This is a genomic window from Bradyrhizobium sp. USDA3010 (assembly GCF_056429065.1).
This window is the reverse complement of sequence record NZ_JBWJZD010000039.1, coordinates 1-22,639: the sequence shown is the minus strand read 5'-3', so window position 1 is coordinate 22,639 and position 22,639 is coordinate 1. Positions and strand designations below refer to the sequence as shown.

At 64.9% G+C, this 22,639-nt stretch carries 22 protein-coding genes and 1 pseudogene; 18 read left to right on the top strand and 5 right to left on the bottom strand.

The features are described from left to right. Nucleotides 1-194: 194 nt before the first annotated feature. Nucleotides 195-725, bottom strand: a complete 531-nt coding sequence (locus AC066Y_RS36495; RefSeq protein WP_478278084.1) for a DUF3617 domain-containing protein — start codon at nt 723-725, stop codon at nt 195-197. 43 nt (nt 726-768) lie between these two features. Further along, the gene (locus AC066Y_RS36490) at nt 769-1,068 is read right to left on the bottom strand and encodes a hypothetical protein (protein ID WP_456720810.1); all 300 of its coding nucleotides are present in this window, start codon (nt 1,066-1,068) and stop codon (nt 769-771) included. Between the two features lie 166 nt (nt 1,069-1,234). Between AC066Y_RS36490 and AC066Y_RS36485 the strand changes: the two genes are divergently transcribed. The 4 genes from AC066Y_RS36485 (at nt 1,235) to AC066Y_RS36470 (ending at nt 4,003) form a co-directional block, all read left to right on the top strand. Then, a complete protein-coding gene (locus AC066Y_RS36485) occupies nt 1,235-1,711 on the top strand; it encodes a hypothetical protein (protein WP_478278083.1) in 477 nt (158 codons plus the stop codon). A gap of 114 nt (nt 1,712-1,825) precedes the next feature. Next, entirely contained in the window at nt 1,826-2,512 is a 687-nt protein-coding gene (locus AC066Y_RS36480) for a ribonuclease T2 family protein (RefSeq protein ID WP_478278082.1), read from the top strand. A 159-nt stretch (nt 2,513-2,671) separates the two neighbouring features. After that, entirely contained in the window at nt 2,672-3,532 is an 861-nt protein-coding gene (locus AC066Y_RS36475; RefSeq protein ID WP_478278081.1) for a 23S rRNA (adenine(2030)-N(6))-methyltransferase RlmJ, read from the top strand. Nucleotides 3,533-3,790: 258 nt separating this feature from the next. Then, nucleotides 3,791-4,003: a cold-shock protein gene (locus tag AC066Y_RS36470; RefSeq protein WP_016844477.1), complete on the top strand. Its 213-nt coding sequence runs from the start codon at nt 3,791-3,793 to the stop codon at nt 4,001-4,003. Nucleotides 4,004-4,278: 275 nt separating this feature from the next. On the opposite strand, the gene AC066Y_RS36465 is transcribed toward AC066Y_RS36470, so the two are convergent. Beyond that, nucleotides 4,279-4,902: an outer membrane protein gene (locus AC066Y_RS36465; RefSeq protein ID WP_212313441.1), complete on the bottom strand. Its 624-nt coding sequence runs from the start codon at nt 4,900-4,902 to the stop codon at nt 4,279-4,281. Between the two features lie 264 nt (nt 4,903-5,166). On the opposite strand from AC066Y_RS36465, the gene uvrC reads away from it, so the two are divergent. The 7 genes from uvrC to AC066Y_RS36430 all read left to right on the top strand — a co-directional run bounded on the left by uvrC (nt 5,167) and on the right by AC066Y_RS36430 (nt 12,205). After that, on the top strand, nt 5,167-7,257 hold the full coding sequence (gene uvrC, locus AC066Y_RS36460) for an excinuclease ABC subunit UvrC (protein ID WP_478278080.1): 2,091 nt from the start codon (nt 5,167-5,169) through the stop codon (nt 7,255-7,257). Between the two features lie 192 nt (nt 7,258-7,449). Continuing rightward, nucleotides 7,450-8,064: a CDP-diacylglycerol--glycerol-3-phosphate 3-phosphatidyltransferase gene (gene pgsA / locus AC066Y_RS36455; protein WP_016844474.1), complete on the top strand. Its 615-nt coding sequence runs from the start codon at nt 7,450-7,452 to the stop codon at nt 8,062-8,064. Next, nucleotides 8,061-8,312 (top strand): molybdopterin converting factor subunit 1, encoded by a 252-nt coding sequence (gene moaD / locus AC066Y_RS36450; RefSeq protein ID WP_478278079.1) that lies wholly within the window; start codon nt 8,061-8,063, stop codon nt 8,310-8,312. Before pgsA ends, moaD begins: the two co-directional genes overlap by 4 nt. A gap of 7 nt (nt 8,313-8,319) precedes the next feature. Beyond that, complete coding sequence (locus AC066Y_RS36445) at nt 8,320-8,787, top strand: molybdenum cofactor biosynthesis protein MoaE (RefSeq protein WP_478278078.1); 468 nt, start codon at nt 8,320-8,322, stop codon at nt 8,785-8,787. Further along, nucleotides 8,787-9,746: a 50S ribosomal protein L3 N(5)-glutamine methyltransferase gene (gene prmB / locus AC066Y_RS36440; protein WP_478278077.1), complete on the top strand. Its 960-nt coding sequence runs from the start codon at nt 8,787-8,789 to the stop codon at nt 9,744-9,746. The genes AC066Y_RS36445 and prmB overlap by 1 nt, the downstream gene beginning before the upstream one ends. Nucleotides 9,747-9,922: 176 nt before the next feature. After that, nucleotides 9,923-11,335: an EAL domain-containing protein gene (locus AC066Y_RS36435; RefSeq protein ID WP_478278076.1), complete on the top strand. Its 1,413-nt coding sequence runs from the start codon at nt 9,923-9,925 to the stop codon at nt 11,333-11,335. A gap of 15 nt (nt 11,336-11,350) precedes the next feature. Then, nucleotides 11,351-12,205, top strand: coding sequence for a TIGR01459 family HAD-type hydrolase (locus tag AC066Y_RS36430; RefSeq protein WP_478278075.1), 855 nt, complete (start codon nt 11,351-11,353; stop codon nt 12,203-12,205). 227 nt (nt 12,206-12,432) lie between these two features. Here the strand turns inward: AC066Y_RS36430 and AC066Y_RS36425 are convergent, their stop codons facing one another. Then, nucleotides 12,433-12,828: a response regulator gene (locus AC066Y_RS36425; RefSeq protein ID WP_016844467.1), complete on the bottom strand. Its 396-nt coding sequence runs from the start codon at nt 12,826-12,828 to the stop codon at nt 12,433-12,435. Between the two features lie 213 nt (nt 12,829-13,041). Between AC066Y_RS36425 and AC066Y_RS36420 the strand changes: the two genes are divergently transcribed. The 7 genes from AC066Y_RS36420 (at nt 13,042) to AC066Y_RS36390 (ending at nt 22,438) form a co-directional block, all read left to right on the top strand. Beyond that, on the top strand, nt 13,042-14,025 hold the full coding sequence (locus AC066Y_RS36420; protein ID WP_478278074.1) for a bifunctional riboflavin kinase/FAD synthetase: 984 nt from the start codon (nt 13,042-13,044) through the stop codon (nt 14,023-14,025). Nucleotides 14,026-14,042: 17 nt separating this feature from the next. After that, complete coding sequence (locus AC066Y_RS36415; RefSeq protein ID WP_478278106.1) at nt 14,043-14,570, top strand: sugar O-acetyltransferase; 528 nt, start codon at nt 14,043-14,045, stop codon at nt 14,568-14,570. 340 nt (nt 14,571-14,910) lie between these two features. Continuing rightward, nucleotides 14,911-17,925 (top strand): isoleucine--tRNA ligase, encoded by a 3,015-nt coding sequence (ileS, locus tag AC066Y_RS36410; RefSeq protein ID WP_478278073.1) that lies wholly within the window; start codon nt 14,911-14,913, stop codon nt 17,923-17,925. A gap of 281 nt (nt 17,926-18,206) precedes the next feature. Next, nucleotides 18,207-18,704 (top strand): signal peptidase II, encoded by a 498-nt coding sequence (gene lspA, locus AC066Y_RS36405; RefSeq protein WP_478278072.1) that lies wholly within the window; start codon nt 18,207-18,209, stop codon nt 18,702-18,704. A gap of 100 nt (nt 18,705-18,804) precedes the next feature. After that, nucleotides 18,805-19,536, top strand: coding sequence for a hypothetical protein (locus AC066Y_RS36400; protein WP_478278071.1), 732 nt, complete (start codon nt 18,805-18,807; stop codon nt 19,534-19,536). Between the two features lie 149 nt (nt 19,537-19,685). Then, entirely contained in the window at nt 19,686-21,077 is a 1,392-nt protein-coding gene (locus AC066Y_RS36395; RefSeq protein ID WP_478278070.1) for a M16 family metallopeptidase, read from the top strand. 50 nt (nt 21,078-21,127) lie between these two features. Continuing rightward, on the top strand, nt 21,128-22,438 hold the full coding sequence (locus AC066Y_RS36390) for a M16 family metallopeptidase (RefSeq protein WP_478278105.1): 1,311 nt from the start codon (nt 21,128-21,130) through the stop codon (nt 22,436-22,438). Between the two features lie 82 nt (nt 22,439-22,520). Here AC066Y_RS36390 and AC066Y_RS36385 read toward each other — a convergent pair. Beyond that, nucleotides 22,521-22,639 (bottom strand): annotated as a pseudogene (locus AC066Y_RS36385) (ISAs1 family transposase); the annotation flags it as partial.

Below are 22,639 nucleotides of genomic sequence, written 5' to 3'. Positions count from 1 at the left end.
GGCCGTCGACCCTTCGAGACGCGCTACGCGCTCCTCAGGGTGACGGGGAGAGAGAGCGGATGGATTGCGCGCCGCCTCCGTGCAAAATTGCTCCGCAATTTTGTCGCAGCTTCTCGCAATAAAGGTGAAGCAAGGTCTCGCGGCCTCTCGGCGTGAGAGGCCGTCGCGCGTGGCAGCAATCGAAGGCGCTCCGCCTACTTCTGCTTGGGCAGAAGGCCCTTCAGCTTTTCCATATCCTTGACATTCATCTTCATGCCGCCGGGCATGATGATGTCACCGGGCTTCTGGTCGCTCTTGCAGGCGCCGAGCCATTTCGCCTCGATGGTCATCGTGGTGTCGCGGGAGCCGGCCGCGCCGCCTTCCGCTTGCGAGGTGCTCTTGACCGTGTAGGCGGAATTGAAATCGCCGACGATCTCGGCATGGCTCTTCATCGACATGCCGGCGACGCTGCACACGCTGTCGCTGACATAGCCGGTGGCGGTCTTCTGGATGTCCTGCTTGGAGCAGACTTCCTTGGCCATCGGCGAGGCCGCCGCGCTCATCTCCTTGTCGGTGGTCTCGTCGGTGCAGTGCTGCATGGTGATTTCCGGCATCGGCCCGCCGGTGCGCACCATTTTCATCTCCCACAGACCGGCCTTGCGGATCGGCAGGTCGACAGCGCTGGCCGCGCCAGTGGACAGGACAAGGCAAACAGCAGAACCAAGCAAGGCAAGCTGTCGGGTCATGCGGTGAGCTCCCGGCTGAACGATCGAAGGATTTGGAGTGCGCTCAGTAGAGTGTGCGCACCGGCCTCTGGGCCGAACCGTAGGGCACCCAGCGGCAGGCGAACGAGAGATAGCCACCCGGGTAGCGCTGCACCGCAAGGAACTTGACCACCTTGCCGTAGGAAGCGCAGTGATCGACGGCGAGCTGCCGCGCGTCGGTCTGGGCCGCCAGCGTATAGGCGATGATACCGCCGGTATCATTGCCCTTGAACGGCGGCACCGGCTGCATCCAGTCGGCTCGCGCCGGACCAACGGCCAGCATCCCGCAAACGGCAACCAGGCACGCAGCCAATTTCCTTCGCATCGCAGACTCCATTTCGCTTGCGACCAACATAGAGTGCGACGGCGACCATGGAAAGAACGAGCCCGCTGCTGGAGGTGGACTTCTCCGCAGGTGTTGCCGCGCTGCACTTGACCTTGCCGGGGCTTCACGGCACCGTCCGCCGCATCTGATCATCGGGTGGATTCCCATGCGCAACCTGTTCAACTCCCCCACTAAACTCAGCCACACGCTTGGCCTCGGCGCCGCGCTCGTGGTCGGCCTTCTGGCGTTCGGGGGCACGGCTCAGGCCGCCAATCCGTTCGAACTGAATTTCTGGCTGTCCGGCCCGCGCTATGACGGCAATGTGGCACCCTGCGAGAGGGCCCTGAACGTCATCAGCGATCAATTCCACGAAAAGGAAGCCACTTTCTGGAATTCGCCGCTCGTGATCACCGGTTTCAGCCGGATCCATGAGACCGCGTTCCGCCCCTGGCAGTCCGATAACATTCCGCGCCGCTATTGCTCGGGTGATGCGATGTTGAGCGACGGCAAGGTGCGCAAGGTGCACTATTCGATCATCGAGGACGGCGGCTTTGCCGGCCTTAGCCAGGGCGTCGAATGGTGCGTCGCCGGGCTTGACCGCAACTGGGCCTATAACCCGTCCTGCAAGGCCGCCCGGCCCTGATCTCCGACCAGTTTGGTCAAAACGGAAGCCGCCGCCGCTCAGCCGGCGGCTTTTTGTTCTTGAAATGTTCTAGCGGCCTGCTAGGTTCTGAATGGTCGCGTGAGGGAGCGTTTGATGCCTCGGTTGGTCACAATTTCCCGATTTCTGATTTCAATTGCCTTTGTTCTGTGTGGTGCGATGGGGGCCTCGGCCCAGGATCGCCGGCAGAATGCGCCCGGCGAGTTCGATTTCTATGTGCTGTCGCTGTCGTGGTCGCCTTCGTTCTGCGAGGCGGCGAGCGAGCGCGGCAACAATGGCCGCGGCACCCAGGCGCAATGCGGCGGACGGCCGTACTCGTTCGTGGTGCACGGGCTGTGGCCGCAATATGAGCGGGGCTTTCCGGAATACTGCCAGCGCCCCTCGCCCCGCCTCGCCCGCAGCATCATGACCTCGATGCTCGACCTGATGCCGGCGCCCGGGCTGATCTACAACGAGTGGGACAAGCACGGCACCTGCTCCGGCCTCGGCGAACGCGCCTATTTCGAAGCCATCCGCAAGGCCCGCGCCGCGGTGAAGATCCCCGAGGAATTCCTGCAATTGACGGAGCCGAAGACGATCGCGCCCGACGAGCTGGAGACGGCGTTCATCAAGACCAATCCGGGGCTCAGCAACTCCGCGATCTCGGTGACCTGCGACAGCAAGCGGCTCAGCGAGGTGCGGATCTGCCTCAGCAAGGATCTGCAATTCCGTTCCTGCGAGGAAATCGATCGCCGCGCCTGCCGCCGCGATCAGGTGCTGATGCCGCCGGTTCGCGGCGGCTGAAGTCCCGTCCGCGTCAAGCCGGGCAGACGCACGTCGTCGCGCCGAGTGTCCCGGCCATGGACGCCATCACGAAACTAACGAGATAAGGCATAGATGCCCGGGACAGGCCGGGCATGACGCAGTACAACATGCGCACCCTCTGGAGCGCAGCGTCATCGCATGAACTATCGTCACGCCTTTCATGCCGGCAGCTTTGCCGACGTCATCAAGCACATCGTGCTGGTGCGCATGCTCACCTATCTGCAGGAGAAGCAGGCGCCGTTCCGCGTCATCGACACCCATGCCGGCGCCGGCCTGTATGATTTGACGTCGAGCGAAGCGCAGCGCGGCGGCGAATGGCTGACCGGCATAGCGCGGCTGATGCAGGCGCGGCTGTCCGACAAGGCGTTGCCGCTGATCGCGCCCTATCTCGACATCGTCAGAGCATTCAATCCGAGAGGCGAGCTGAAAGCCTATCCCGGCTCGCCGTTGATCGCGCGGGCGCTGCTGCGTCCGCAAGACCGCATGACGGCCTGCGAGATCGAGCCCGTGGCGCGCAAGCAATTGATCGATGCATTGCGACGCGATGCGCAGGCGCGCGTCGTCGATCTCGACGGCTGGATGGCACTGCCCGCATTCGTGCCGCCGAACGAACGGCGCGGCCTGGTGCTGATCGATCCGCCATTCGAAGCGAAGGACGAGTTCGAGCGGCTGGCGAGTGCCTTCACCGAAGCGTTCGCGAAGTGGCCGACCGGCACGTATCTTTTGTGGTACCCCGTAAAAACCCGGAGAGCTACCGACGAGCTCGCGCGCAGCGTCGCTGCAGCGACAGCAAGCAGTCGGCCCGCGGGCAAATGCTTGCGTTTGGAATTCAGTGTGGCGCCGCAAGAAACCGGCGCAGGCCTCGTTTCCACCGGGCTTTTGATGGTGAATCCGCCGTGGACGCTGGCGGGCGAACTGAAGATCATCCTGCCCGAACTCGAGAGACCGCTTGGTCAAGGCGGCGCCGGACGCTTCAGACTCGAAACGCCTAAACCTTGATCGGTAGCACCACTGAAAAGTTCTATTTGAGCATAGGCAACGCGCGCGGAACCGTATTATGCTCATCCTGTTACGACTGGCTTTACGTTCCGCTTCCGCGAATGGTTGCGGCGGAGTGACAAGGCCGAAATAAATCCAGGCGGACCGGCGGCGTGACGCCGGCCTGTTCAGGTGGCCAAGCTTCCGACAAGCGAATGTCGGTCAACCGCTACGCGGCGTGCGCGTAGCGGTGGAGCAATACGGGGGAGGAGTTTCCCGATGGCCATGACTGGGACAGTCAAGTTCTTCAACGGAGAGCGTGGCTACGGCTTCATCAAGCCTGATGATGGCGGCCGCGATGTGTTCGTTCACATCACAGCTGTCGAGCGCGCAGGGTTGAAGGACCTGACTGAAGGACAGCGCATTACGTTCGAGGTTGAACCCGACAAGAAGGGCAAGGGCCCGAAGGCGGTCAACCTGGTGGTTTCATGACGGGCGCGCGCGGTGCGTAGCTCGCGATGAACGGCGAATGAAGCGTTGCGTGTGAGTTGATTGCCGGGCGCGTGGCTCGCGCCCGCTGCATGATCCTCTGCATGATGCGGACGCGATTGGCGGTGCCCGCATATCAGCTGCGTGCGGCTCACCGACTGGATTCGCGGACGCTGCCGCGCGCACGCTCCACGCGTCATGTCCAAGCGATCAGCACAAAAGAAAAACCCGGCCGCGCGAGGCGCGGCCGGGAGTTGATGTCAGACGTTTTCTTGTTCTCAGAAGTGATAGTTGATGCCGGCGCGAACCAGACTGAAGCTGTAGCCGTTCGGCGCGCCGCCGGTGATCGTGAAGTTGCTGTTGGCGAGATCGACGTAGAGATATTCGATCTTGGCGCTCCAGTTCGGGGCAAAGCCCATTTCGGCGCCGGCGCCGACGGTGAAGCCCGCATTGGTATGCGACTCCGATATGCCAAACGTCTCGCCGCGCAGTTCGCCGAAGGCGAGACCGCCGGTCGCGTAGAACAGCACGTTGTTGACCGCATAGCCGGCGCGGCCGCGCACGGTGCCGAACCATGGGTTGGAGAACTTCCAGGGCGCGAACCGATCGTCGGCGGTGGTGCCCTGGATATCGGCCTCGATGCCGAACACCCACGGCGAGCCGTTCTGGAAATTGTAGCCGGCCTGCACGCCGCCGACGAAGCCGGACGGCTTGGTCGGGTTGTTCTCGACCGAACCCCAGCCGTAGCCGACGTTGCCGCCGAGATAGGGCCCGGCCCAGCTGTAGGCATTGAGCGGCTGATAGACGGTATAGGGTGAGCCGTAGTTGAGGTCGGCCGACGCCGCCGAGGTCGTCCAGCCTGCGACGATCAGTGCCAGCGCACGCGCAACAAACCGGGTCATGGGTACTCTCCACACGCAACTGCCGCAGCCCGCAGGCCCAGGGCCGGCGTGGTTACGGAATTCCACTTTTTTCGCTAAGGTTTATCGAGAGTTTTAAGTTAAAGGGTTGTTAAGCCCGGTTAGCGGCCCGCTCATCAGTCTTAACAATGTGTTACCGACCCGGCCCGGCCGGCCGCGCTGGGCCGGTAACGCCCTGCAATCGGGGTTGTTTTCCTGCGCCGCCAGCGCTGGCGACCGGTCGCCCAAGCGCTTAATTTACGGCCCATGGTTCACGATTCTCCCGAGCGTCCGACGCCGGCCCCCAAGGCTGATCCCAAGGCGCGGCGCAGTGCAAAGTCCAATCTGCCTCAGGACGACCTGACGCTCGACACGAGCGACGTCGATCCGGAAACCTCCGCCACCGAGGAGGAGGATGACGCGCGTCTTCCCGAGGCATCGGAGGACGCCACCGAGACAATCGCCGAGGGGACGCTCTCGATCGGGCATGAGGCGATCGAGAACGCGGTCCGCCTCGCCCCGACCTCGCCCGGCGTCTACCGCATGCTCAATGCCGCCAACGACGTGCTCTATGTCGGCAAGGCGAAGAACGTCAAAAAGCGACTGTCGTCCTATGCGCGGGCCAACGCGCCGCTGCCGGCGCGCATCCTGCGCATGATCGCGGCGACCACGCATGTCGAGATCGTCTCGACCACGACCGAGACCGAGGCGCTGCTGCTCGAAGCCAATCTGATCAAGCAGCTCCGGCCGCGCTTCAATGTGCAGCTGCGCGACGACAAGTCGTTTCCCTATATTCTGATCACCGGCGACCATTGGGCGCCGCAGATTCTCAAGCATCGCGGCGCGCAGTCGCGGCCCGGACGCTATTTCGGCCCGTTCGCCAACGCCGGCGCGGTCAACCGCACCATCACGGCGCTGCAGCGCGCGTTCCTGATCCGCTCCTGCACCGACGGCTTCTTCGAAAGCCGCAGCCGGCCCTGCCTGCTCTATCAGATCAAGCGCTGTGCCGGCCCCTGCACGCGCGAGATCGATTTCCCCGGCTATGGCGAGCTGGTGCGCGAGGCGACCGAATTCCTCTCCGGCCGCAGTCACGCCGTGAAGCAATTGCTCGCAGCCGAGATGGAGAAGGCCTCCGGCGAGCTTGAATTCGAGACCGCGGCGCTGTACCGCGACCGCCTCGCGGCACTGTCGGCGATCCAGTCGCAGCAGGGCATCAACCCGCGCACCGTCGAAGAGGCCGATGTGTTCGCGATCCACCAGGAAGGCGGCTATTCCTGCGTCGAGGTGTTCTTCTTCCGCACCGGCCAGAACTGGGGCAACCGCGCCTATTTCCCGCGCGCGGAAAAGAGCTTCACGCCCGAGGAGGTGCTGTCCTCATTCCTTGCGCAATTCTACGACGACAAGCCGCCGCCGAAGCTGATCCTGCTGTCGCACGAGATCGAGGAAAGCGCGTTGCTCGCCGACGCGCTGTCGGTGAAGGCCGGATCCAAGGTCGAGGTTTCCGTGCCCAAGCGCGGCGAGAAGAAGGAATTGATCGGCCACGCGCTCACCAACGCGCGCGAGGCGCTCGGCCGCAAGCTCGCCGATACCGCGACGCAAAGCCGGCTGCTGGAGGGCATGGTCACGACGCTCGGCCTGCCGCATACGCCGAAGCGCATCGAGGTCTACGACAACAGCCATATCCAGGGCACCAACGCGGTCGGCGCGATGATCGTGGCGGGACCCGACGGGTTCATGAAGAACCAGTACCGCAAGTTCAACATCAAGTCCGAAGGGCTGACGCCCGGCGACGATTACGGGATGATGCGCGAGGTGCTGGAGCGCCGCTTCAAGCGGCTGCTGAAGCCGCCGGAAGGCGACGCCGCCAAGGCAAAAGACAAGGCGGACGACGAGTCGTTCCCGCAATGGCCCGATCTCGTCATCATCGACGGCGGCCGTGGCCAGCTCAACGCGGTCCGGGAGATTTTCGAGAATCTCGGGCTGACCCAGGTCTCGCTGATGGCGGTGGCCAAGGGGCCGGAGCGCGATGCGGGGCGCGAAACCCTGTTCATGCCGGACCGCGAGGCCATCAAGCTGGAGCCGCGCGACCCGGTGCTCTATTTCATCCAGCGGCTGCGCGACGAGGCCCACCGCTTCGTGATCGGCTCGCACCGCAAGCTGCGCAAGAAGGACATCCGCGAGGCCGGGTTGCAGGAGATCCCGGGCATCGGCCCGTCGCGCAAACGTGCCTTGCTGCACCACTTCGGAACGCTCAAGGAGATCGAGCGGGCCTCGATCGCCGACCTCGGCAAGGTTCCCGGCGTCAGCGCCGAGAGTGCCCGCAAGATTTTCGAGTTTTTCCACGCCCAGCCGGGTTAAACCAAAGGCGAGTCATCAGGGCGTCGCCTGCGACAGGGCATCTGGGGCATGATGCGGAAAAGTGGCAAGCAACGTTCCGAAAAGAACATGCATAAACAAGGGGCTAAGGTGCCATGACGATTCAGCCTAATCTCGCCGTGCTTTGGCGCCCGCACGGTTGACCTTCTGGCTTCAGCGGTATTGGTAGAACGGATGAACATCGCGACGACCCGGGGACAGACCAAGACCATGTCCCTCCCGAATATCCTCACCTACGCCCGGATCGCCGCGATCCCGGTGGTGATTGGCTGCGTCTACTGGCAATCGATCCTGGACGGCCCGTTGTGGCTGCGCTGGGTGGCGCTGGCCGTGTTCATTGCGGCCGGGATCACCGACTATCTCGACGGCTATTACGCCCGGATGTGGGACCAGCAGTCCGCCTTCGGCCGGATGCTCGATCCGATCGCCGACAAGCTCCTGGTCGCCTCCAGCCTGCTGATGCTGGCCGCCGACAATTCGATCCATGGCTGGACGCTGTGGGCGGCGATCGTGATCCTGTGCCGCGAGATCCTGGTCTCGGGCCTGCGCGAATATCTCGCGGGGCTGCGGGTCAGCGTTCCCGTCACCAAGCTTGCGAAATGGAAGACGACGATCCAGCTGGTGGCGATCGGCTTTCTGATCGCCGGCGAAGCCGGCGAGCAGGTGTTCCCGGCGACGACCCTGATCGGCATCGTGCTGCTGTGGATGTCGGCGATCTTCACGATCTACACCGGCTGGGATTACTTCCGTGCCGGCATCCATCACCTCATCAAGGAGGATGAGGGATGAAGCTGAAGTATTTCGCCTGGGTGCGTGAACGCATCGGCAAGGCCGAAGAGATCGTCGAGCCGCCGGCCGAGGTGCACACGGTCGCCGAGCTGATCGGCTGGCTTGCCGCGCGCGACGACGGCTACGCCCACGCCTTCGAGAAGCCCACGGTGATCCGCGCCGCGATCGACCATGCCCATGTCAAACCGGACGCTGTGATCTCCGGCGCCCGCGAGATCGCGTTCTTCCCGCCGATGACCGGCGGTTAAATCTCCCATGACGGTGACAGCGACCATCCGGATCCAGGAAGCCGACTTCGACGTCGCAGAGGAGATCGCCGGCTTGAGCAAGGGCCGCACCGATGTCGGCGCGGTCGTCAGCTTCAGCGGCATCTGCCGCGGCAGCGAGCAGGGCGAGCCGATCGCCGCGCTGACGCTCGAACATTACCCGGGCATGGCGGAAGCCGAGATTGCGCGCCACGCAGACGAGGCGCTGGCGCGCTGGCCGTTGCAGGGCCTCACCATCATCCATCGCTTCGGCCGCATCGCGCCGGGCGAGAACATCGTGCTGGTCGTGACCGCCTCGGCGCACCGGCAGGCCGCGTTCGAGGCAGCCGAGTTCCTGATGGACTATCTCAAGACCAACGCTCCGTTCTGGAAGCGTGAGGAAAGCGCGCGCGGCACGAGCTGGATCGAGGCGCAGGGCCATGACGACGCGGCCGCCGCGCGCTGGACCAAATCCTGATGGCGAAGCGCAGCAAAGTGCCGCCCAGGCGCAGCCCCGCCGCGCCGAAAGCGCCGAAGGTGGGTGCCGGCGAGCTTCACACCCTGTTCGATTTCCTGCGCTACGCGGTCAGCCGCTTCAATGCGGCCAAGCTCGTGTTCGCGCACGGCACCACCGATCCGGTGGCGGAAGCCGCGTTCCTGATCTGCGAGACGCTGCATCTGCATCCCGACCAGTTCGAGACCTTCGCGACCGCGCGCGTCACCGTCGCCGAAGGCAAGCAGATCCTCGATTTGATCGAGCGGCGGATCGCGATGCGAAAGCCGGCCGCCTATCTCGTCAACAAGGTCTATATGCGCGGCCTGCCGTTCTATGTCGACGAGCGCACCATCGTGCCGCGCTCCTTCATCGGCGAATTGCTGGATTCGCATTTCGGCGGCGACGAGGACGGCACCTCGCTGATCGGCGACCCCACCGAGGTCGAAAGCGTGCTCGACCTCTGCACCGGCTCCGGCTGCCTTGCGATCCTGGCCGCGCGGCATTTTGCCAACGCTACGGTCGACGCGGTGGATATCTCAAAGGATGCGCTCGAAGTCGCCGCGCGCAACGTCGCCGACCATGGTCTCGACGATCGCCTGGCGCTCTATCGCGGCGACCTGTTCAAGCCGCTCGGCGACAAGCGCTACGATCTGATCATTTCGAACCCGCCCTATGTCGATGCTAGAGGCATGGCGGCACTGCCGCGCGAGTGCCGCGCCGAGCCGAAGATCGCATTCGACGGCGGCGCCGACGGGCTCGACATCGTCCGCCGCCTGCTCGATGAGGCCAAGCGACATCTGACCCCGCAAGGCGGGCTACTCTGCGAGATCGGCCGCGGCCGCGACAATCTCGAGGCCGCCTATCCCAACCTGCCGCTGCTCTGGCTCGACACCGAGGACTCCGAGGGCGAGGTGTTCTGGATCGCTGCCGCTGACCTCTGACCGACGCGCCGCGGCCGGCTCCGGCCGATTACGGAGCCCGACTTCGAGGCCGACCAAGACGAAGCGAAAATCGTGTGCAGTTCCAGCCGGTTCGGAAGATCGCAGGCCCGTCGAATCAACAATGGTGCTAAGCTTGCGCTCCGGGGACGTTCGGAGAGAGGGCGCGGGCGCGCGACATGATTCGCATTTCGACGATCTTCATCGCCATCTGCATGGTGCTGGTCGCAGCCTCGCTCGGCTTCGTCCTGTATTCGGTGGCGGGCATCAGCGGATCGGAATCGGCGATCGTGGCGCTCACCGCCCTCACCTGCCTGATCCTCTACAACGCGGTGTCGATGCGGTTGCGCGACCGCAGCGATGTCGGCGGCCAGATCGCGGATCTGTCGCGCGGCACCGCCGACCTCGCCCGCCAGGTCGCCGAATTCGGCCGCCGGCTGGCTGCAGTCGAAGGCCGCGTCGCCTCAGCGAACTCCACCGGCGCCGACCGGATCCAGGGCATGGCCGGCGAGATCAACGAACTCGGCGGCCTGGTGCGGCAGCTTGCGGCGTCCGTCGCCCATCATGAGGATGTGCTGGCGGCCGCTCCCGTGGCGCAGCCGGTCGCCGCGCCGCGCGACGATCTGCTGCAACCGGTCCCGCCGGCTCCGACCGTCGTGTTTGCGCCCCCGCCGTCGGCTGCGCCCCCGGCAGCGGTCTCACGCAGCCAGACCCAGCTCATTGCCGCGGTCAGGCATGCCATCGACGAGAACCGCCTCGACATCTACCTGCAGCCGATGGTGACGCTGCCGCAGCGCAAGGTGCGCTACTACGAGGCGGTGACGCGGCTGCGCGACGAGCGCGACCAGGTCCTTGCCGCCGACGATTTCATCGAGGCGGCCGAGGTGGGCGGCCTGATCGGTCGGATCGACCACATGGTGATGCTTCGCTGCGTCCAGGTGCTGCGCCGCCTGATGATCCGCAGCAAGGATGTCGGCGTGTTCTGCAACGTCTCGGCGGCGACACTGTCCAGCCCGCAGCACTTCACCCAGTGTCTCGACTTCCTCGAGGCCAACCGCGCGCTGGCCCCATCCTTCGTGCTCGAGTTCAAGCAGGCGACCTTCCGCAATCTCGGCCCGGTTGAAAGCGAGAATCTCGCGGCGCTGTCGCAGCGCGGCTACCGGTTCTCGATCGACCACGTCAGCGACCTTCGCCTCGAGCCGCGCGAGCTCGCCGATCGCGGCGTCCGCTTCATCAAGGTGCCGGCCGCGCTGCTGCTCGACGCCAGGCAAAGCGCGACCGCCGATATCGATCCCTCCGATCTGTCCGACCTGCTCGGCCGCTTCGGCATCGACCTGATCGCCGAACGGATCGAGGGCGAGCGCTCGGTGGTCGACCTGCTCGACTACGATGTCCGGTTCGGCCAGGGCTTCCTGTTCGCGCCGCCGCGGCCGTTGCGGCCGGAAGGGGCATCTGCTACCGCCGAGGCTCCGCAGACCAAGCCCCAGGACCTCAATGGCGCCGGCACTTCCGCACCCGTCTCCAGCCCCGCAGCGCCACCGCGCACGACCGGCAGCGCCGCATTGGCGCGCCGCGCGCTCGGGCCCAACTAACCGGCAGTTCGCATCATGACATCGCTGCGTTTCGTGGAGCGGCTGCGCGACCTCACTGGCGACGTCGACGTCGTGCTGTCGGACATCTGGGGCGTCGTGCACAACGGGCTCGAATCCTTTCCCGAGGCCTGCGAGGCGCTGCACACCTTCCGCCAGCAGGGCGGCACCGTCATCCTGATCACCAACGCGCCGCGTCCGGCCGATTCCGTGCAGCGCCAGCTGCGCAAGCTCGGCGTCGCCGACGAGACCTATGACGCGATCGTCTCCTCGGGCGACCTGACGCGCCATTTTGTTTCTGATCATCCCGGTCAGAAAATATTCTGGATCGGCCCGGAGCGCGACAGCTCGATCCATCGCGGCCTCGACGCCACCTTGGTGCCGCTGGAGCAGGCCGACTACATCATCTGCACCGGCCTGTTCGACGACGAGACCGAATCCGCCGAGGATTATCGCGACACGCTGATGAAGGCGCTCGAGCGCAGGCTGACGCTGGTCTGCGCCAATCCGGACATCGTGGTCGAGCGCGGCGACCGGCTGATCTATTGCGCCGGCGCGATTGCCGAACTGTATCGCGAGCTCGGCGGCGAGGCGGTCTTCTACGGCAAGCCGCACCGGCCGATCTACGAGCGCGCGATGGCGCTGGCCGCGGAACGCCGCGGGCGTCCGACCGAACTCAGCCGCGTGCTCGCGATCGGCGACTCCGTGCGCACCGACCTCGCCGGCGCCCACGGCTTCGGCATCGATCTGCTGTTCGTCACGCGCGGCATCCATTCCGAGCAGTTCGAGGGCATCGAGCAGCTCGATCCGGCCTCGGTGAAGGAATTGTTCGGCCATCCACCGCGCGCGCTGATGCGCGAGCTGAAGTGGTAGCGGGCAACCCCGCAGAGGCGCGCTGCCAAAATATCGAAAACAACCCCATGCAAAGTAGCCCACGGCGCGCGGTGTTCGCCCAGTCGCCTTGACACGTCGGGCAACTCAGGGGCAAACTTCCAATATTCCGAAATCGCGCGCTTCCGCTCGCTTTGCCGTCAACCCCAAAGACGTGAATGCCCGGGACGAGCCCGGGCATGACGTGAATGTCAGTTGATGCGAGCGTCTTACGCGGTCGCCATGTCCGGGAAGACCGCCTCGATCTTGGTCTTCAGCGTCGCCGCGTTGAACGGCTTGACGATGTAGTTGTTCACGCCGGCCTTCTTGGCCGCGATCACGTTCTCGGTCTTGGATTCCGCCGTGATCATGATGAAGGGCGTGGTCGCGAGATTGGGATCGGCGCGGACTTCCTTGAGCAGGTCGTAGCCGGTCATCGGCTCCATGTTCCAGTCGGAAATCACCAGGCCATACTTCTTGCCGCGCATCTTGTTGAGCGCCGCAGAGCCGTCGGAGGCATCGTCGATATTTTCGAATCCAAGCTGCTTGAGAAGATTCCGGATGATGCGGATCATGGTGCTGTAATCATCAACCACCAGAACCGGCATGGACAAATCAACCGCCATCTTTCCCCCCAAAACCACTCACGCAACTTGGCTTCTGCACAAACGCAGCTTTCCGCCAACGACTAACAGCAGGCGTTAAACAGCGCGTTAACCGGCTGAATCCGGATTGTTACGGATTTGACGCGATTTTCGCTATGCTTGACTTCCACGCCGCCGCCGCGTCACGGTCCGGCCCCAACAATCATGCTTAAGAATCCTTGAAGAATCCCTGAGATGAGCACCGGCTTTACCGTTATCCGCGACAACACGCCCGAAAGCGCCATTCCGAAGGGCGCCGTGGTCGCGATGGGAAATTTCGACGGCGTCCACCTCGGTCACCGCGCCGTGATCGGCGCGGCGCTGGCGATGGGCAAGTCGCACGGCGTGCCCGCGCTCGCCGTGACCTTCGAACCGCATCCGCGCAGTTTCTTCAGCCCGAACACCCCGCAATTCCGTCTCACGGACGAGACCAACAAGCTGCGGCTGCTCGCGGCCACCGGGCTCGCCGGCGCCGTCGTCATGACCTTCGACAAGGCGCGCGCCGGGACCACGGCACAGGACTTCATTCACCATGACCTGATCGGCCGGCTCGGCATCAGCGGGATTGCGGTCGGCTACGACTTCCATTTCGGCAAGGGCCGGGTCGGCTCGCCGAGCCTCTTGGTCAGCGAGGCGCCGCGGCTCGGCATCGAGGTCGATGTGCAGGCCCATGTCGACATCGAGGAGCGCCCGGTCTCCTCCAGCGCCATCCGCATGGCGCTCGCCGAAGGCCAGGTCGACGATGCCACCACGATGCTGGGCGGACCGTGGTTCGTGACCGGCAAGGTGATCCATGGCGAGAAGCGCGGCCGCGACCTCGGTTACCCCACCGCCAACATCCGCCTCGACAAGCATTGCGGCTTGAAGCACGGCATCTATGCAGTGCGGGTCGGCAAGGCCCAGGGAAATGACAAGGTGCGGTTCGACGGTGTCGCAAGCTTCGGACGCCGGCCGACCTTCGACAACGGCGCGCCGCTGCTCGAAGTGTTCCTGTTCGACTTCAAGGGCGATCTCTACGACACGGTGCTCGATGTCGCCTTCATCAGTTTCATTCGCGAAGAGCTGAAATTCGACACCATCGAGGCGTTGATACGCCAGATGGATGACGACAGCGCCAAGGCGCGCGCGGCATTGGCCGCAGCACCGGACGCGTTCCCGCAGCTCGGAGTGATTGGTTGAAGACGGAGAAAGAGAAAATGCTGGCGGGCGAGCTCTATCGCCCGGATGCCGAGCTCGCCGCCGACCATACCGCGGCGGAACAGTGGATGGCGCGCTACAACGCATCAGGCGCATCGTCCGCAGCCGAGCTGCACGCCCTGCTCTCCGCGCGCTTCCGCAAGGTCGGCAAGGACACCGTGATCCGGCCGCCGTTCTTCTGCGACTACGGCAGCAATATCAGCCTTGGCGACGGCGTGTTCCTCAACTTCAATTGCGTCATCCTCGACGTCGTCGAGGTCGTGATTGGCGATCGCACCCAGATCGGACCCGCGGTGCAGGTCTATACCGCCGACCACCCGCGCGATGCCGCGACCCGGCGCGCCGGGCTTGAATTCGGCCGCCCGATCCGGATCGGCAGCGACGTCTGGATTGGCGGCGGTGCCATCATCCTGCCCGGCGTCACGATCGGCGACGGCGCCCTGGTCGGGGCCGGCAGCGTGGTGACGCGGGACGTCGCCCCCGGCGCGATCGTGGCAGGAAACCCGGCCCGGCCGCGGCCGGCCTAGAGGCATACGGCTCTTGATCCGTCACCCTGAGGAGCGCGTAGCGCGTCTCGAAGGGCCGACGGCCACCAGCCGGGCCGATTCATCCTTCGAGACGCGCTACGCGCTCCTCAGGATGACGGGATAGGCTCTGCAGGTCCCCCGGAACGGTCTCCCGGCCAACCGGGGCTTTGCGATTTCCCCGTCTGGCTGCTATGGAAACCCCATGTTTTCGCGGCGCATCATACGGATTAGCGGCCCGGCTTCCGCCTGAGCCTGAAGGCTCGGCGCAAGACCGGGACTTCGTCGTTTCACCCGCGATTGATCGCGTTTCCGCGCCCGCACCTGCCAAATCAGAGCTTTCATGTCCGACAAGCCGCAAAAGACCAACGCCCAAAAGACCGACGCTAACGACTATTCCAAGACCCTTTACCTGCCGCAGACGGAATTCCCGATGCGCGCCGGCCTGCCCCAGCGCGAGCCGGAAATCCTGAAATACTGGAACGACATCGGCCTCTACGACAGGCTCCGCCGGGAAGCCGAGGGCCGCGCCAAATTCGTGCTGCATGACGGGCCGCCCTACGCCAACGGCAACATCCATATCGGGCACGCGCTGAACAAGATCCTCAAGGACGTCGTGACCAAGAGCCAGCAGATGCTCGGCTTCGACTCCAACTACGTGCCGGGCTGGGACTGCCACGGCCTGCCGATCGAATGGAAGATCGAGGAGGAGAACTACCGCTCCAAGGGCAAGCAGAAGCCCGACTTCCGCGACTCGGCCGCGATGGTCGCGTTCCGCAGGGAATGCCGCGCCTATGCGACGCACTGGATCAACGTGCAGCGCGAGGAGTTCAAGCGGCTCGGCATCATCGGCGACTGGGACCATCCCTACGAGACGATGAGCTATCCAGCCGAGGCGCAGATCGCCCGCGAGCTGATGAAGTTTGCCGCCAACGGCACGCTGTATCGCGGCTCGAAGCCGGTGATGTGGAGCGTGGTCGAGAAGACCGCGCTCGCCGAAGCCGAGGTCGAATACGAGGACTACACCTCCGACATGGTGTGGGTGAAATTCCCGGTCACCTCGCCGGCGCATGGCGCGCTGGCCAATGCCTCGGTGGTGATCTGGACCACCACGCCGTGGACGCTGCCCGGCAACCGCGCGATCTCGTTCTCGCCGAAGATCGCCTACGGCCTTTACAAGGTGACCGATGCGCCCGCGGACAATTGGGCGAAGACCGGCGATCTCCTGATCCTGGCCGATGCGCTCGCCGCGGAAGTGTTCAAGCAGGCGCGCGTCACGTCCTATGAGAAGGTCCGCGATATTCCCGGCGACACGCTGGACGCCGTGGAATGCGCCCATCCGCTGCGCGGCTTCGGTGGCGGCTACGAATTCACCGTGCCGCTGCTATCAGGCGAGCACGTCACCGACGACACCGGCACCGGCTTCGTGCACACCGCACCGAGCCACGGCCGCGAGGACTTCGACGTTTGGACGGCCAACACCCGCGAGCTCGATGCGCGCGGCATCCCGACCGCGATCCCCTACACGGTCGACGAGAACGGTGCCTACACCGCGCAGGCGCCGGGCTTCACCGGCAAACGCGTGCTCAACGACAAGGGCGAGAAGGGCGACGCCAACGAGGCCGTGATCAAGGCGCTGATCGAGGCCGGCAAGCTGCTCGCGCGCGGCCGCCTCAAGCACCAGTATCCGCACTCCTGGCGCTCCAAGAAGCCGGTGATCTTCCGCAACACGCCGCAATGGTTCATCGCGATGGACAAGGACATCGCGGAGAACGGCCATGCGAAGAAGGGCGACACGCTGCGCGCCCGCGCGCTGCAGGCGATCTCGGTCACGCAATGGGTGCCGCCGGCCGGTGAGAACCGCATCAACGGCATGATCGCCAATCGCCCGGACTGGGTGATCTCGCGTCAGCGCGCCTGGGGCGTGCCGATCGCCGTGTTCGTGCGCGAGAATAGCGACGGCTCGGCCGAGATCCTGCAGGACGAGGTCGTCAACCAGCGCATCACCGAGGCGTTCATGGAGGAAGGCGCCGACGCCTGGTACATGGACGGCGCCCGCGAGCGCTTCCTCGGAAGCCGCGCGTCGGAGAACTGGAAGAAGGTCGACGACATCTGCGACGTCTGGTTCGATTCTGGCTCGACGCACGCCTTCGTGCTGGAAGACCGCCAGAACTTCCCGCAGCTCGGCAACATCGTCCGCAAGATCGATGGCGGCAACGACACCGTGATGTACCTCGAAGGCTCTGACCAGCATCGCGGCTGGTTCCACTCATCGCTGCTGGAGAGCGCCGGCACGCGCGGGCGGGCGCCGTACGACATCGTGCTCACCCACGGCTTCACGCTCGATGAGAACGGCCGCAAGATGTCGAAGTCGCTCGGCAACACGGTCGAGCCGCAGAAGGTGATCAAGGATTCCGGCGCGGATATCCTGCGCCTGTGGGTCTGCGCCACCGACTATGCCGACGACCAGCGCATCGGCCCGGAGATCCTGAAGAACACCATCGAGACCTATCGCAAGCTGCGCAACTCGATCCGCTGGATGCTCGGCACGCTGCATCACTTCAAGCCGAGCGAGAAGGTCGCCTTCGCCGAGATGCCCGAGCTCGAGCGGCTGATGCTGCACGAACTGGCCGGCCATACCGAGACCATCCGCAAGGCCTATGCGGCGTTCGACTACAAGACCGTGGTCGCAACTCTCGCGGCCTTCATGAACTCCGAGCTGTCGGCGTTCTACTTCGACATCCGCAAGGACACGCTGTATTGCGATCCGCCGTCCTCGGTGGCGCGCAAGGCGGCGCTGACCACGATCGACCTGCTCTGCGACGCGATCCTGAAATGGCTGGCGCCGATCCTGAGCTTCACCACTGACGAAGCCTGGCGGATGTACCGGCCGAACGCCGAGCCCTCGGTGCATCTCACGCTGTTCCCCGAGGGTCTCGAGCAGTTCCGTGACGAGGCGCTCGCCGCGAAGTGGGAGACGATCCGCAACGTCCGCCGCGTCGTCACCGGTGCGCTCGAGCTCGAGCGCGCCGCCAAGCGGATCGGCTCGTCGCTCGAGGCCTCGCCGGTGATCTACATCGCCGACCGACAGATGCTGGCCACGTTGTTCGACATCGATCTCGCCGAGGTCTGCATCACCTCGAATTACGAGGTGCGCGAGGGCGAGGCGCCGGCGGACTCCTTCCGCCTCGATGCCGTGCCCGGCGTCGCCGTGGTGGTCGAAAAGGCGGTCGGCACCAAATGCGCGCGCTCGTGGAAGATCCTGCCGACGATCGGCGAGGATCCCGAGTATCCCGACGTCTCGCCGCGCGACGCGCAAGCGCTGCGCGAATGGAAGGCGCTGGGGGTCTCGGCCTAAAGCGCGATGAGATTAGGTTGAATTGTCATCGCGCATTAGCTCTTTGTCTGAGCATGATCTTTTCGGAAAACCGCTTCGCACTTTTCCGGATCATGCTTTAGCCGTCGTCCCTGCCTAGTGCGCAATTGCGCACGGGAGCAGGGACCCATAACCACCGCTGTCTAGAATGGACTGAGGTTGATGACTCCCTGTCATTCAAACAACACCCGGCACGGCGTATGGGTCCCGGCTCCGTCCGCAACGGCGCACTCGGCCGGGACAACGCCTTTGGTGGCAAGCCGATGACGCCTGCTGTCCGCACGGGCGTGATCACGGCGATCGCGACGTTGATCGCCGACCAGGCCTCCAAGCTCTGGCTGCTCCATGTCCTCGACATCGCGCGCCACGCCCCGGTGACGGTGACGCCGTTTTTCGACCTGGTGCTGGCCTGGAATCCCGGCATCAGCTTCGGCTGGTTCCAGAGCGAGACCCCGGCGGCCCAGATCCTGCTGATGGTGATCAAGGCCGCTGCCGTGATCGCGCTGGCGATCTGGATGGCGCGGTCGCGCACATGGCTTGCGACAATATCGCTCGGCCTGATCATCGGCGGCGCCATCGGGAACGGGATCGACCGCTTCGCCTATGGTGCCGTGGTCGATTTTGCCCTGTTTCATATCGAGATCGGGGGAAAAACCTTCAATTGGTACATCTTCAACGTCGCCGATGTGGCGATCGTTGCTGGCGTGGCGGCCCTATTGTATGATTCCGTCATGGGGACCCCCGCCGTAAAAGCGCCCTGATCCCGGCCGATACGAGCCGGTCGGCGGCCGACCTGCACCCAGCGGAACTGAGCGCTAAGCCAGTGATCGCTTTGGCGAATTTTGAGATGGGAATAGCGCGATGCGCAACACCAAAGTCCGCGGTTACCTGATCGAGACGTCCCGGCTGCCACTGCTACGCGGCCTGCGTCTGGCGTTCGTTGCGGCCGGGATCGGCCTGGTGATGACGGCAGGCCCCGTGCGTGCCGGTGACGATGACGATGACGGCGATGACGGCCTGACCTTCGAAGAGCGGATCATCGACAATCTCATGACCGGGCTCGGCGCCAAGAGCGCCGCCAGCAAGGGCATCGACTATCGCGAGCGCTCGCCGCTAGTGGTGCCGCCGAAGCTCGACCTGCCGCCGCCTGCCACAGCCGCCCAGGTCAACGCGCCGAACTGGCCGAAGGACCCCGATATCGCGGCGCGCAAGGCTGCGATCGCGGCGCGCAAGAAGGAAGTCAAGAAGGAGCCGTGGCAGTCAGCGGTGGCGTTGACGCCGGCCGAGATCGAGGCGGGCCGCAAGCAGCAGACGGCCACCCAGGGCCGCAGGGAGCCGCTCGAGCCGGGCACCAACACCAATCCGTCGCTGATGCCGAGCCAGCTCGGCTACAGCGGTGGTCTGCTCGGCATCTTCAAGGGGAACAGCAGCGAGTCCAAGCCATTCCCGGGCGAGCCGACGCGCGAATCCCTGACCGAGCCCCCTCCGGGCTACCAGACGCCGTCCTCTGGCTTTGACTATGGCACAGGCCCGATGAAGCCGAAGGTGAACGAGGGCCAGTACGACGTCATGACCGGAAAACCGATCCAGTGACGCTTGGCCTGTTTGGGCGAAGGCTGACATGAGCAAAGCTTAATGCGGAGGGACGTCCGTCTCTCCGCTTCGTGACGACTGGCACGGACTGCACCGTGTACGATGGCGTCTTTCATGCCCGGCCATCCGTTCAGGCTTCCATAAGGACCATGATGCCCTCACGCCGATCGATTGCCCTGTTCGCTGCCGCCTTTGTTTCAACCATCCCGCTGTCGGGCAGCAGCCTCCGCGCCCAGACCACCGTCACCTCGGAACGCCCTGCGAGCTTCACGCTCGACAACGGCCTGCAGGTCGTGGTGATCCCCGATCACCGCACGCCGGTCGTCACGCAGATGATCTGGTACAAGGTCGGCTCCGCCGATGAGACGCCGGGCAAATCGGGCCTCGCGCATTTCCTCGAGCATCTGATGTTCAAGGGCACCGCCAAGCACCCGGCCGGCGAGTTCTCGCAGACCGTGCTGCGCGTCGGCGGCAACGAGAACGCCTTCACCTCCAACGACTACACCGGCTATTTCCAGCGCGTGCCGCGCGAGCAGCTGCCCACCATGATGGAGTTCGAGGCCGATCGCATGACCGGCCTGATCCTGAAGGATGAGAATGTGCTGCCCGAGCGCGACGTCGTGCTCGAGGAGTTCAACATGCGGGTTGCCAACAACCCGGATGCCCGGCTCACCGAGCAGATCATGGCCGCGCTCTATCTCAACCATCCCTATGGCCGGCCGGTGATCGGCTGGCATCAGGAGATCGAGAAGCTCGACCGCGAGGATGCGCTCGCCTTCTACCGCCGCTTCTATGCGCCGAACAACGCGATCCTGGTCATCGCCGGCGACGTCGACGTCAAGGACATCCGCCCGCTGGTCGAGAAAAATTTCGGCCCGATCCCGGCGCAACGCGCGATCCCCGAGAAGCGGGTCCGGCCGCAGGAGCCGACCCCGGCCGCGCCGCGCACCGTGACGCTGTCGGATCCCCGCGTCGAACAGCCGAACCTGCGCCGCTACTATCTGGTGCCGTCCGCGACCACGGCGGCGGCAGGCGAGAGCCAGGCGCTCGATGTGCTCGCGCAATTGATGGGCGGCGGCGCCAACTCCTACCTCTATCGCTCGCTGGTGATCGACAAGGGCCTCGCGATCTCGGCCGGCGCCGGCTATCAGGGCACCGCGCTCGATCCGTCGCAATTCTCGATCTCGGTGACGCCCAAGGCCGGCGTCGAGTTCGCGCAGATCGAGGACGCGATCGACAAGGTGATCGCCGATCTCGCGCAGAACCCCGCACGCGCCGAGGATCTCGAACGGGTCAAGACCCAGCTGATCGCGGAGGCGATCTACGCCCAGGACAACCAGGCGACGCTGGCGCGCTGGTATGGCGGCGCGCTGACCACCGGGCTCAGCATCGACGACATCAGGAGCTGGCCGGATCGCATTCGCACCGTCACCGCCGAGCAGGTGCGCGCAGCAGCCGCCACCTGGCTCGACAAGAAGCGGTCGGTGACCGGCTATCTGATCAAGGATACTGCGCCGAAACGCGAGGAGAAGCGCTCGTGAGCTATTCCATCACCCGCCGCGCGGCGCTGATCGGCGGCGCCTGTGCCGCGATGCTGACGCTGACATCGGCGCCCTCGCAGGCCGCGGCCAAGATCCAGCGGCTGGTGTCGCCCGGCGGCATCGAGGCGTGGTTCGTGCAGGACGCCACCGTGCCGCTGATCGCGATGGAATATGCCTTCGGCGGCGGCGCCAGCCAGGATCCGCCCGGCAAGCCCGGCGTCGGCAATCTGGTCGCCGACCTGCTCGACGAGGGCTCCGGCGATCTCGATTCGAAAACCTATCATGAGCGGCTCGAGCGCCGCGCCATCGAGCTCAGCTTCCAGTCCAGCCGCGATCAGTTCCGCGGCTCGCTGCGCATGCTCAAGGACAACGAGGACGAAGCCTACGACCTGTTGCGGATGGCGCTGACCTCGGCGCGGTTCGAGCCGAAGGACGTCGAACGCATCCGCGCCCAGGTGATCTCGAACCTGCGGCGCGAATCGACCAATCCGTCCTCGCTGTCCGGCCGCAAGTTCCTCGAGCTCGCCTTCGGCGACCATCCCTATGGCAGGACGGCGACCGGCACGCTCGAGAGCGTGCCGACGATCGAGATCGCCGATCTGAAGGACTATGTCCGCCGCATCATCGCCAAGGACACGCTGCGGATCGCCGTGGTCGGCGATGTCGATCCCGATACGCTCGGCAAGCTCCTGGACAACACCTTTGGCGGCCTGCCGGCCAAGGCCGAATTGACGGCGATTCCCGACGTCGTCGCGACCAAGCCGCCGCAGCGCGCCTTCGTCCCGCTCGACGTGCCGCAGACCGTCGTCACCTTCGGCGGCCCCGGTATCAACCGGCATGATCCGGACTTCATGGCCGCCTATGTGGTGAACCACATTCTCGGCGGCGGCGGGCTGTCGTCGCGGCTCTACAAGGAAGTGCGCGAGAAGCGCGGGCTGGCCTATTCGATCTATGAGGCGCTGCTCTGGATGGATCACTCCGCGCTGTTCATCGGCAACACCGGTACCCGCGCCGACCGCGCCGGCGAGACCGTCGATGCGATCGAGGCGGAGATCCGCCGCATCGCCGAGGAAGGCCCGACGCAGCAGGAGCTCGACGAGGCGAAGTCGTATCTGAAGGGCTCGCAGATGCTGGCGCTCGACACCTCCTCCAAGCTCGCGCAAGCGATGCTGCAATACCAGCTCGACAAGCTGCCGATCGACTACATCGAGAAGCGCAGCGCCATCGTCGATGCGGTGACGCTCGACGACGTCAAGCGGGTCTCCAAGAAGCTGTGGGGCAACGGCCTGCTCACCGTGATCGTCGGCCGCGCCCCGCAAGCCGCAGCGCAGCCGGCATCGGCGCCACCGAAGGCGAACTGACGCGGTTACGCGCGCCGCTTCTTCATACACACCACCGTTGTGGCCACCCCTCTCCCCAACCCTCCCCCGCAAGGGGGCAGGGCTATCGCATGTGGCCGAGGAGTTCGAAGAGGAATGCATCGTTCCATCCGGCGCGCTTGAGCTTGCCGCGCAGGGAGACTGTCGTGTCCGGGTGGGCTTGGGCGACGTTGAGAGCCAGAC

Bases quoted from the DNA above. Each gene is read 5' to 3' on its own strand.
- AC066Y_RS36420 (WP_478278074.1), top strand. From the start codon at position 13,042: ATGAGCACCGGCTTTACCGTTATCCGCGACAACACGCCCGAAAGCGCC.
- AC066Y_RS36435 (WP_478278076.1), top strand. From the start codon at position 9,923: ATGATTCGCATTTCGACGATCTTCATCGCCATCTGCATGGTGCTGGTC.
- ileS (WP_478278073.1), top strand. From the start codon at position 14,911: ATGTCCGACAAGCCGCAAAAGACCAACGCCCAAAAGACCGACGCTAAC.
- uvrC (WP_478278080.1), top strand. From the start codon at position 5,167: ATGGTTCACGATTCTCCCGAGCGTCCGACGCCGGCCCCCAAGGCTGAT.
- AC066Y_RS36415 (WP_478278106.1), top strand. From the start codon at position 14,043: ATGCTGGCGGGCGAGCTCTATCGCCCGGATGCCGAGCTCGCCGCCGAC.
- pgsA (WP_016844474.1), top strand. From the start codon at position 7,450: ATGAACATCGCGACGACCCGGGGACAGACCAAGACCATGTCCCTCCCG.
- AC066Y_RS36480 (WP_478278082.1), top strand. From the start codon at position 1,826: ATGCCTCGGTTGGTCACAATTTCCCGATTTCTGATTTCAATTGCCTTT.
- prmB (WP_478278077.1), top strand. From the start codon at position 8,787: ATGGCGAAGCGCAGCAAAGTGCCGCCCAGGCGCAGCCCCGCCGCGCCG.
- AC066Y_RS36490 (WP_456720810.1), bottom strand. From the start codon at position 1,068: ATGCGAAGGAAATTGGCTGCGTGCCTGGTTGCCGTTTGCGGGATGCTG.
- AC066Y_RS36445 (WP_478278078.1), top strand. From the start codon at position 8,320: ATGACGGTGACAGCGACCATCCGGATCCAGGAAGCCGACTTCGACGTC.
- AC066Y_RS36475 (WP_478278081.1), top strand. From the start codon at position 2,672: ATGAACTATCGTCACGCCTTTCATGCCGGCAGCTTTGCCGACGTCATC.
- lspA (WP_478278072.1), top strand. From the start codon at position 18,207: ATGACGCCTGCTGTCCGCACGGGCGTGATCACGGCGATCGCGACGTTG.
- AC066Y_RS36400 (WP_478278071.1), top strand. From the start codon at position 18,805: ATGCGCAACACCAAAGTCCGCGGTTACCTGATCGAGACGTCCCGGCTG.
- AC066Y_RS36470 (WP_016844477.1), top strand. From the start codon at position 3,791: ATGGCCATGACTGGGACAGTCAAGTTCTTCAACGGAGAGCGTGGCTAC.
- AC066Y_RS36395 (WP_478278070.1), top strand. From the start codon at position 19,686: ATGATGCCCTCACGCCGATCGATTGCCCTGTTCGCTGCCGCCTTTGTT.
- AC066Y_RS36465 (WP_212313441.1), bottom strand. From the start codon at position 4,902: ATGACCCGGTTTGTTGCGCGTGCGCTGGCACTGATCGTCGCAGGCTGG.
- AC066Y_RS36425 (WP_016844467.1), bottom strand. From the start codon at position 12,828: ATGGCGGTTGATTTGTCCATGCCGGTTCTGGTGGTTGATGATTACAGC.
- AC066Y_RS36390 (WP_478278105.1), top strand. From the start codon at position 21,128: ATGCTGACGCTGACATCGGCGCCCTCGCAGGCCGCGGCCAAGATCCAG.
- AC066Y_RS36430 (WP_478278075.1), top strand. From the start codon at position 11,351: ATGACATCGCTGCGTTTCGTGGAGCGGCTGCGCGACCTCACTGGCGAC.
- AC066Y_RS36495 (WP_478278084.1), bottom strand. From the start codon at position 725: ATGACCCGACAGCTTGCCTTGCTTGGTTCTGCTGTTTGCCTTGTCCTG.
- moaD (WP_478278079.1), top strand. From the start codon at position 8,061: ATGAAGCTGAAGTATTTCGCCTGGGTGCGTGAACGCATCGGCAAGGCC.
- AC066Y_RS36485 (WP_478278083.1), top strand. From the start codon at position 1,235: ATGCGCAACCTGTTCAACTCCCCCACTAAACTCAGCCACACGCTTGGC.